The sequence below is a fragment of the Rubellimicrobium mesophilum DSM 19309 genome (genome assembly GCF_000600335.2).
Lineage (GTDB): Bacteria > Pseudomonadota > Alphaproteobacteria > Rhodobacterales > Rhodobacteraceae > Rubellimicrobium > Rubellimicrobium mesophilum.
Genome location: NZ_KK088597.1, coordinates 18,777 through 27,795 on the forward strand (window position 1 = coordinate 18,777; position 9,019 = coordinate 27,795).

The following is a 9,019-nucleotide window of genomic DNA, read 5'->3' on the forward strand; positions in this document are numbered from 1 at the left end:
AGGCCGTGGCGGCGTCAGCCCTGGTCGGGACGGGCCTCGGGACGCATCGGCGGCTCGCCCTGGGTCAGGGCGGCGGCCTCGGCCTCCACGTCGATGGCGGCCTCCTTGGCGATGGCCGCGGGGGCCGAGGAGGTGGACATCCGCTCCACCGGCTGGAGGTCCTCGGCGGCCACGAGGTAGGGGCGGGCCTGCGGCCGGATATGCGGCGGCTCGCCCTTGAGGAGGCGGGTGAACTCGATGGGGCCGGTCTGGCCGGTAAGGCGCGCGCGGTAGATCGGGATCGATTCGGACACGCGCATGACGTAGGTGCGCGTCTCGGCGAAGGGGATGTGCTCGATCCAGTCCACCACGTCGACGTCCGCGTCCCGGATGTCGCCGCGCTGGGCCATCCACTGCCGCGGGCGGCCGGGGCCGGCGTTGTAGCCCGCCGCGATCAGGACCGGGGAGGTGCCGAACATCTCCTCCAGGGTGGCGAGGTAGCGGGTGCCGAGCTTGGCGTTGTACTCCCAGTTCGTCAGGCGGGCCTGGGAATAGGGCAGGCCGATCTGGCCCGCGACCTCGCGCGCGGTGGCGGGCATGAGCTGCATGAGCCCCTGCGCGCCCACGGGCGAGGAGACGCCGGCGTTGAACTCGGATTCCCGCCGCGCGATGGAGAGGGCGAGCTCGGTCTCGACCGGCCAGCCCTCGCGCGCCATGGGATGGATCGGGAAGTAGGCGGTGGGGACCACGATGCCCCGTTCCACGGCGGCCTTGCCGGCGACGACGGCGAGGTAGGGCTCGTGCATCTCCTCGAGGAGGTTGCCGAGCTGCCCCACGCCGTCGCGGTCGAGCGTCCGGGCGAGCTGGAGCGTGAAGCGCCGCGCGTCGTCCCGGTCGTCGGCGGCGAGGAGGAGAAGCATCGCCTGCGTGAGGTCGTTGTGCGCGAGCTCGCCGGAGGTGCGCCAGTCGCCGAAGTCCTCCTGCCCGGTCAGGCGGGGATCGAGGCTCTGGCCCAGCCTTTCGGCGGCGAGGAGGCCGTAGAAGGCGGTCTGGTTCCGGGCGCCGCGGGCATAGGCCTCGGCGGCCTCGTCGGGACGCGACAGCACGTCGAGGGCGCGGCCCTGCCAGTAGGCGGCGCGGGAGCCGGAGATCGGGCCGGTCGTGGAGGCCTCGGAGCGGCGGAAGTGGAGGAGCGCGGTCTCGGGCCGGTCGAGGTAGCGGAGCGCCAGGTAGCCCGAGAGCCATTCGAGGTCGGCGTAGAACTCGCTGTGCTCGGAGAGCTGGTGGCGCGTGGCGACGCGGTAGGCCTCCTCGGCGCGCCCCTCGCGCATGAGCCAGCGGGCGATCTGCGCCCGCCAGGCGGCCCAGCGGTAGGGCTCGCCCAGCGACTCGGCGCTGCGGGTATGGGCGCGGAGGATGTTCAGGGCGGCGGAGTAGTCGCCCTCCTCGGCGAGGTGGTTGTAGCGGTCGTAGGCGAGGCCGGGGTCGCCCCGGAGGCTCGCGGGGAGCGCCCGGGTCAGGTCGGCGGCGTTGCCCCGCTCGCGGATGGTCGCGATGCGGGCGCGCACCAGGGCCTGCTGGTCGGTGGAGAGGAGCGGCAGCATCCGCTCGGCGTCGGCGGTGCGCCAGCGCCAGAGCATCGCGCTCGCGCGGTCGGCGTTCAGCGGCCCGAGCCAGTCGGGGAAGGCGGCGATCAGGGTCGCCTGCCCCGCATCGTTGAGCGGCTGGCTCAGCCAGACCTTCTCGAGCATCCGACGGGCGCGGTCGGGGTGGCCGGTCTCGATCAGCGCCTGGGCGAGGGCCTTGGCGCCCATGCCGGTCCCGGGCAGCTCGTCGCCGAAGAAGGCCAGGATGTCCTCGGGCGCGGCCTTGCCGGGGATCGAGGTCTCGGCATTGGCGCGCAGGTCGTCGAGGTCGGGCCAGTCCGGGTGCGCGGCGATGAAGTCGGTGTATTCGCGGAACTCGCCCCCGGAATCCCGGAGCGCCTGCCAGTCGATGATGGCCTCGACCACCGGGCCGCCCCGGTCGGCGGCGGCGAAAGCGCCCTCCCAGTCGCCCGAGCGGGCCTCGCGATTGGCCTCGCGCAGGGCGGAGACGGCGGCGGACTCGGCCAGGGCGGCCCCCGTCCCGAGGCCGAGCGCGAGGCAGGAGACGGCCAGGCGGCGGGCCGAACGAAGGGCAAGTTCCGAGAATCGCATGAGGCGCCGGGTCCGGTTGGAGATTCGGGGAATTCCGGCACAGGGTCGCAGGCAGGCGGGATTCGGACAAGCCACTAACTTGGCAGTCGGCGGAAAAGCGTCTAAGGCTTCCGCCGCCGCGAGGCTGTGGCCTTTCCGCCTCACCACGTCCCGACCTTCCAACGTAAAGGACCGTCCAAATGTTCCAGGGCTCGCTTCCCGCCCTCGTCACCCCCTTCGCGAACGGGCAGGTGGACCTGGACGGCCTGAAACGTCTGGTGGAGTGGCAGATTTCCGAGGGCTCGCATGGGCTTGTGCCGGTGGGCACGACGGGGGAGAGCCCGACGCTGAGCCACGAGGAGCACGACCTCGTGGTCGAGACGGTGGTCAAGGTCGCGGCCGGGCGGGTGCCCGTGATCGCCGGGGCCGGGTCCAACAACACCATAGAATGCGTGCGCCTCGTGGAGGCGGCGAAGCAGGCGGGCGCGAATGCGGCGCTGGTTGTTACGCCATATTACAACAAGCCCACGCAGGCCGGAATGATCGCCCATTTCCGGGCCGCCGCCGAGGTGGGCCTGCCCATCGTGATCTACAACATTCCCGGCCGGTCGGTCGTGGACATGACGCCCGCGACGATGGGGGAGCTCGCGAAGCACCCGAACATCATCGGCGTGAAGGACGCGACGGGGGACCTGAGCCGCGTTCCCAAGCAGCGGATCACCTGCGGCAAGGACTTCGTCCAGCTTTCGGGCGAGGACGCGACGGCGCTGGGCTTCAACGCGCATGGCGGGCGGGGCTGCATCTCCGTCACCGCCAACGTGGCGCCACGCCTTTGCGCGGAGTTCCAGGAGGCGACGCTGGCGGGGGACTACGCCCGGGCGCTCGACTACCAGGACCGGCTGATGCCCCTGCACGAGGCGATCTTCCTTGAGCCGGGCGTGGCGGGGGCGAAGTATGGGCTGTCGCTGCTCGGGCACATCGCGGAGGACGTGCGCTCGCCGCTGCTGCCGCCGACGGACCGCGTCAAGGAGGCGATCCGCGCGGCGATGGTCCATGCGGGGCTGCTAAACTAAGGCAGTTCCCATCCCCCGGGGTGGCCCGGCTAGAGGGCGCAACTCCCCCTACCCCGCCGGGCGGCGACCCGGGGACGGGATCACCTTGGCACGGACACCTTAAGAAGGCGTTAACGGGCGAGCGGAATATCGTCGTGGGAGCGGCGTCCGATCGGGTCGCGGCGCCGGGGCCATGCCGTTCGGACAAGCCCTAGAACGGCGCCGGGGAGGTCACCTTGAAGGGCCGCCCTCCGTCCGGGTGGCGGACCTGCAGGCTCTCGGCGTGGAGCATGAGGCGGTCGAAGTCGCGCGCCGGCCCCTCGGAGTAGAAGGGGTCGCCGAGGATCGGGTGGCCGAGCGACGCCATGTGGACCCGGAGTTGGTGCGAGCGGCCGGTCTCGGGAAAGAGGCGGACGCGGGTCTCGCCGTTCGCCCGCTTCAGCGCCTTCCAGCGGGTCACGGCGGGGCGCCCCTCGGGGTGGACCATCTGCCGGGGCCGGTTCGGCCAGTCCACCATGAGCGGGAGGTCCACGGTGCCCTCGCTCGAAGCCATCTCGCCCCAGAGGCGGGCGATGTAGGTCTTCTTCGTGGTGCGCTCCTCGAACTGCCAGCCGAGGTGGCGCTGCGCGAGCGGGGTGAGCGCGAAGACCATGACGCCTGAGGTGTCGCGGTCGAGGCGGTGGACGAGGAGCACGGTCGGGAAGACGCGGCGGACCCGTTCGATCAGGCAGTCGGCGAGATGCTCGCCCTTGCCGGGGACGGAAAGGAGGCCGGCGGGCTTCTCCACGAAGACCAGTTCGTGGTCGTCGTGGAGGATCTTCAGCGGGTCCTGCGGCGGGTCGTAGGCGGCGTCCATGCGGGGCCTTTGCCCTGACGAGCGGTGGAGGGCAACCGCCGAAGGGGGCTCTGCCCCCGCGCTTCGCGCTCCCCCGGGATATTTGGAGTCAGAAGATGGATGCTAATCCGGTCCGGCCTCGGGATAGGCCGGGACCCCCTCGGGAAGGTCGTAGTAGTCGCCCTTGGAGGCCGTGAAGATGTGGAGGTCGGGCTCGCGCCCGGCGAGGCGGTCGAAGAGGCCGGCCTCCAGCGACAGGAGGCCGTCGGGGCCGTCGAAGGCGATCTTGGTGCCGCAGGTGGGGCAGAAGCTTCGGACCGCGCCGCCGGCGCTGCGGTAGGCCGCGACCTCGCCTTCGATGCGCGAGCGGCGGTCGGGGTCATCGAGGCTGCGTGGGACGTGGCCCGAGGTCTTCCGGCATTGGGTGCAGTGGCAGGCCGTGATCTCGCCCGGGCTCGTGTCGAGCGTCACGGTGACGGCGCCGCAGAGGCAGGCGTCGCGGAGGGGGCCTTCATGGAAGGGCATGGAGTCCGGGACGTTGAGATGACGCGTGAGGGTCAGGCCGGTCGGGCCGTCCACCGCGCCTAGGGCCACCGCGATCTCGCCGGAGCCCTCGGCCTCCCAGAACAGGAAGGCGCCGCAGGTGGGGCAGAATCCGCGACGGGCCTTGGAAGTTGCCCTGAACCAGCGGACCTCGCCCTCGATGGTGACGTCCTCGCGCCGCATGTCGGCCGAGGCCCAGATGCCACCGGACATCCGGCGGCATTGCGAGCAGTGGCAATAGGACGTGACGATCGGCTCGCCCCGGGTCTCGAACCGGACCCCGCCGCAGAGGCAGGAGCCCTTCACGACAGCCGCCCGAAGGTGTCGGCGAGGATCGCGCCCAGCGCCCGCGCGTCCGATTCGTCGAAGGCGGCAGGCCGGTCGCTGTCGATGTCGAGCACGCCGAGGAGCTCGCCCCCGGCGTTGCGGACGGGGAGGACGATCTCGCTGCGGGTCGAGGAGGAGCAGGCGATGTGGCCAGGGAAGGCCTCCACGTCGGGGACGAGCTGCACCTCGCCGGTGCGCGCCGCCGCGCCGCAGACGCCCCGGTCGAAGGGGATCACGAGGCAGCCATGCCCGCCCTGGTAGGGCCCGATCTTGAGGAGGCCGGGCGCCACGACGCGGTAGAAGCCCGTCCAGTCGAAGCGCTCGTCGGCGTGGTGAAGCTCGCAGGCTACCGTTGCCATGAGGGCGACGGCGTCGTCCTCGCCCTGGGTCAGCGCCTGGATGCGGCGGCGGAGGTCGTCGTAGTCGGCGCGCATGAGCGCCCTCCCTTGCGGATCAGGGCCGCATCACGCCCCGGGCGCGGGCCGAAGGCAAGGGGCGTTTCCACTGGCGCAACTCTCTGGCGACGGGGTGCCCCGGAGAGGACAAGGTTCCTCCCCGAGCGGGCCATGGCGCGGGGGGAGGAACGGCCACCGGTCCCCCGGTGCCGGGCGAATACGCCCCCACGATGCCGCACGGCGCCGACGGGACCGGGACCCCTTCAGTTCAGCGGAGCCTGGAGCAGGTAATGCCCGTCCTCGAAGGAGCCGAAGAGGTCGCCCAGGTCGGGATGGTCGACGGGCTGGCCGGAGGTGTCGGGGACGAGGTTCTGCTCGGAGACGTAGGCCACGTAGGCGCCTTGGTCGTTCTCGGCGAGCAGGTGGTAGAAGGGCTGGTCACGGCGCGGGCGGCTGTGCTCGGGGATGGCCTGGTACCAGTCCTCGGTCCGCGAATAGCTGGGGTCCACGTCGAAGACGACGCCACGGAAGCGGTGCGTCCGGTGACGCAGCACCTGCCCCAGGCCGTATTTCGCATGGATCGGATGCACGGATGCTTGGCCTCCCATGGCCGCATTAGGCGCTTGGCCAGCAGGATTGTCCATGGAAAAGCCATCATTCTGCCTGAAACAATGCGTGTCGGATCGTCCCACAGTGGCGGCGCGATCCCGGCCCCGTCGCGACCCGTCACGATCCTGTTCCCTGCCGGCCCGCCTTGGGCTAGGCTCGCGGCCAACAACAGCGGGGACGACCCCGCGGACGAGTCGAGGGACATCGGGCATGAGCCGAACACTCCGCGCCTTGGCGCTCCTCCTCCTCGTGGCGGCCTGCGGGGGCCAGAGGGAATATTCCGCGCCGCGGGAGCTGGACGACGCCTGCCAGATCCTGGCCGAGCGGCCGGGCTACGCGCGCGCCTTCCGGTCGACCGAGGACCGCTGGGGCGTGCCGGTCGCGGTGCAGATGGCGATCATCTACCAGGAATCGAAGTTCGTGGGGAACGCGCGGCCGCCGCACGATTACGCGCTGGGGATCATCCCCATGGGCCGGCAGTCCTCGGCCTACGGCTACAGCCAGGCGCTGGACGGCACCTGGGAGGAGTACACGCGCTCGCGCGGGCGGGCGCGGCGGGACGACATCCACGACGCCGCCGACTTCCTGGGCTGGTACATGGCGCAGACCACCAGCGAGCTCGGCATCCCGCTCAACGACACCGAGAACCAGTACCTCGCCTACCACGAGGGGCGGACCGGCTACGCGCGGCGCAGCTACATGGAGAAGGGCTGGCTCCGGCGCGTGGCGCAGGACCTCGAGGCGCGGGCGGCGCTCTACGACGCGCAGCTCCATTCCTGCCGCCGGGCCTGAGCCCCGACCAAAGGCCGTTCCCACCGCCGGACGCCCGTGCCATGAGGGCGCCATGACGTTGGCCATGACAAGCCGCGGCGTGCGCGAGGGGCTGGCGGGGCGGTGGTCCCGCCTGTCGCTGGCCACGCGCTTCGCCACGGCGGCAGGCGTGGTGCTGGTGCTGGCGGCGCTCGCCATCGGCTGGGCGGTCACGGCGCGCATCCAGGGGGTCGTGGCGCGCAACTCGGCCAACGCCACGGCGCTCTACATGGACAGCGTGATCTCGCCCATCAGCCAGCAGCTCGCCTCGGGGAGCGACCTGTCGCCGGGGGCGAAGCGGGCGCTGGAGGAGATCTTCACCAACACGCCGCTGGGCGAGAGGGTCGTCTCCTTCAAGTTCTGGACCGGCGACGGGCGCATCATCTGGGCCGAGAACAAGGCGCTGGTCGGCCAGACATTCGAGCTCACGCCGGAGCTGCGCCGGGCCCTCGCAGGCGAGGTCGTGGCCTCCTTCGACGAGCTGGACGACGACGAGGACGCGCCGGAGGCGGCTCTGGGGGTGCCGCTCCTCGAGATCTACTCGCCGCTGCGCGAGGTCTATTCGGGCCGGGTCATCGCCGTGGCCGAGTTCTACGAGATCGCCCCGGAGCTCGCGCATGACCTGCGGGTGGCGCGGGCGACGGTCTGGGGGACGGTGGCCGGGACGACCCTTCTCCTGGGCGGGGTGCTCTATGTCATCGTCCTGGGCGGCAGCCGGACGATCGAGGCGCAGCAGGGCGCGCTCGACCAGCGGCTGCGGGAGCTTCGGGGCCTCTCGGCGCGCAACCACGAGCTGCGGCTTCGGGTCCAGGCGGCGGCGGCGCGGGCCGCGACCGAGGCCGACCGGACCATGCGGGGGATCGGCGCGGACCTCCACGACGGGCCGGCGCAGCACCTGGCCTATGCGGCGCTGCGGCTCGATTCGCTGCGGGACCGCCTGCACGGCCACCCCGCCGAGGAGGATCTGGGCGGCGTGGCGCAGGCGGTGACCGAGGCCATGGCCGAGGTGCGGGCGCTGTCCCGGGGGCTCCAGCTACCCGACATCGCGGAGCGGCCCCTGGCGGACGTGGTCGAATCGGTGGTGCAGGCGCACGAGGCACGGACGGGTCATCCCGTGGCGCTGAGGGTGGGCTGCGAGGCCGAGCCGTCGCTGGTGCCCGCCGCCAAGGTCTGCGTCTACCGCTTCGTGCAGGAGGGGCTGGGCAACGCCAGCCGGCACGCGGGGGGCGAGGGGATCGAGGTGGAGCTCGACTGCCGGGCCGGGGAGCTGCGGCTCGCCGTGCGCGACCGGGGGCCGGGGCTGCCGTCCTCGCCCGGGGGGGCCGGCGGGATGGGCCTTTCGGGCCTGCGGGACCGCGTGGAGAGCCTGGGCGGCACCTTCGACGCCCGGACCCGCCCTGACGGCGGGACCGAGATCAGCATGACACTGGACACAGGAGGCGGGCCATGACCCCGATCCGCATCGTCGTCGCCGACGACCATCCGCTCTACCGCGAGGGGGTCACGCGCTCCCTGGCCGAATCGGGGCGCTTCGCCGTCGTGGGCGAGGCCTCGAACGGCGCGGAGGCCGAGGCGCTGGTCGCGCGGGAGCGGCCGGACGTGGCGCTCCTCGACATGTCGATGCCGGGGGGCGGGATCGCCACGCTGCGGCGCATCCTGGCTCTGCCCCAGCCGCCGCGCTGCGCTATGCTGACCGTGTCCGAGGAGGACGACGACGTGATGCAGGCGCTGCGGGCCGGGGCGCTGGGCTACATCCTCAAGGGCGTGGGGGCGCGCGACCTCGTGGGGATCCTCTCGGACCTCGCCGAGGGGCGGAGCTACGTGGCCCCGTCGCTCGCCATGAAGGTGCTGGCGGCGATGAATGCGCCCCGGGCGAAGAAGGCCGAGACGCCGCTCGACACCCTGACCAAGCGCGAGGAGGACATCCTGCGCCGCGTGGCCGAGGGCAAGAGCAACAAGGAGGTGGCGCGCGACCTCGACCTCCAGGAGAAGACGGTCAAGCACTACATGACCGCGATCCTCCAGAAGCTGCAGGCGCGGAACCGCACGGAGGCGGCGCTGATCGCCCGCGAGGGCTGGCCCGGGACGCGGAAGCCGTGATCCGGCGTGGAGGTCGCGCCGTCCGGAGCGCGCCTCAGCGCAGGGCGATCATGCGGGCGTAGTCCTGGGCGGTGGCGCGGCGGGCCACGACGAGGCGGCTCTGCTGGTCGATGAGCTCGTAGCGGCCACCCACGATCCGTTCGATCCAGCCGTCCGGGTAGTAGACGGTGACGTCGCGGACGGCCCCGCCAT

Annotated in this window: 9 protein-coding genes; 4 read left to right on the forward strand and 5 right to left on the reverse strand. The window is 72.0% G+C overall.

Annotated features, from left to right (window positions below; genetic code table 11):
* Positions 1-14: 14 nt before the first annotated feature.
* On the reverse strand, positions 15-2,177 hold the full coding sequence (locus RUMESO_RS17640; RefSeq protein WP_082484211.1) for a lytic transglycosylase domain-containing protein: 2,163 nt from the start codon (positions 2,175-2,177) through the stop codon (positions 15-17).
* A gap of 179 nt (positions 2,178-2,356) precedes the next feature.
* Here RUMESO_RS17640 and dapA point away from each other — a divergent pair, with 179 nt between their 5' ends.
* Positions 2,357-3,229 carry a 4-hydroxy-tetrahydrodipicolinate synthase gene (dapA, locus tag RUMESO_RS17645; RefSeq protein WP_037281966.1) on the forward strand — a complete coding sequence of 291 codons (873 nt, stop codon included), beginning with the start codon at positions 2,357-2,359 and terminating at the stop codon, positions 3,227-3,229.
* A gap of 190 nt (positions 3,230-3,419) precedes the next feature.
* Here dapA and RUMESO_RS17650 read toward each other — a convergent pair whose 3' ends face one another.
* The 4 genes from RUMESO_RS17650 to hspQ form a co-directional block, all read right to left on the reverse strand.
* Positions 3,420-4,064, reverse strand: a complete 645-nt coding sequence (locus RUMESO_RS17650; protein WP_037281967.1) for an RluA family pseudouridine synthase — start codon at positions 4,062-4,064, stop codon at positions 3,420-3,422.
* Positions 4,065-4,166: 102 nt separating this feature from the next.
* Positions 4,167-4,892 (reverse strand): GFA family protein, encoded by a 726-nt coding sequence (locus tag RUMESO_RS27400; RefSeq protein WP_082484214.1) that lies wholly within the window; start codon positions 4,890-4,892, stop codon positions 4,167-4,169.
* Positions 4,889-5,347 (reverse strand): GAF domain-containing protein, encoded by a 459-nt coding sequence (locus RUMESO_RS17660; protein ID WP_037281969.1) that lies wholly within the window; start codon positions 5,345-5,347, stop codon positions 4,889-4,891. Before RUMESO_RS17660 ends, RUMESO_RS27400 begins: the two co-directional genes overlap by 4 nt.
* A 224-nt stretch (positions 5,348-5,571) precedes the next feature.
* Positions 5,572-5,898, reverse strand: coding sequence for a heat shock protein HspQ (gene hspQ / locus RUMESO_RS17665; RefSeq protein WP_425414924.1), 327 nt, complete (start codon positions 5,896-5,898; stop codon positions 5,572-5,574).
* Positions 5,899-6,127: 229 nt separating this feature from the next.
* Between hspQ and RUMESO_RS17670 the strand changes: the two genes are divergently transcribed.
* From RUMESO_RS17670 to RUMESO_RS17680, 3 genes are all read left to right on the forward strand, one after another.
* A complete protein-coding gene (locus RUMESO_RS17670; RefSeq protein ID WP_037281972.1) occupies positions 6,128-6,709 on the forward strand; it encodes a transglycosylase SLT domain-containing protein in 582 nt (193 codons plus the stop codon).
* A 64-nt stretch (positions 6,710-6,773) separates the two neighbouring features.
* Entirely contained in the window at positions 6,774-8,177 is a 1,404-nt protein-coding gene (locus RUMESO_RS17675) for a sensor histidine kinase (protein ID WP_245639319.1), read from the forward strand.
* Positions 8,174-8,827, forward strand: coding sequence for a response regulator (locus RUMESO_RS17680; protein ID WP_037281973.1), 654 nt, complete (start codon positions 8,174-8,176; stop codon positions 8,825-8,827). Before RUMESO_RS17675 ends, RUMESO_RS17680 begins: the two co-directional genes overlap by 4 nt.
* Positions 8,828-9,019: the final 192 nt, after the last annotated feature.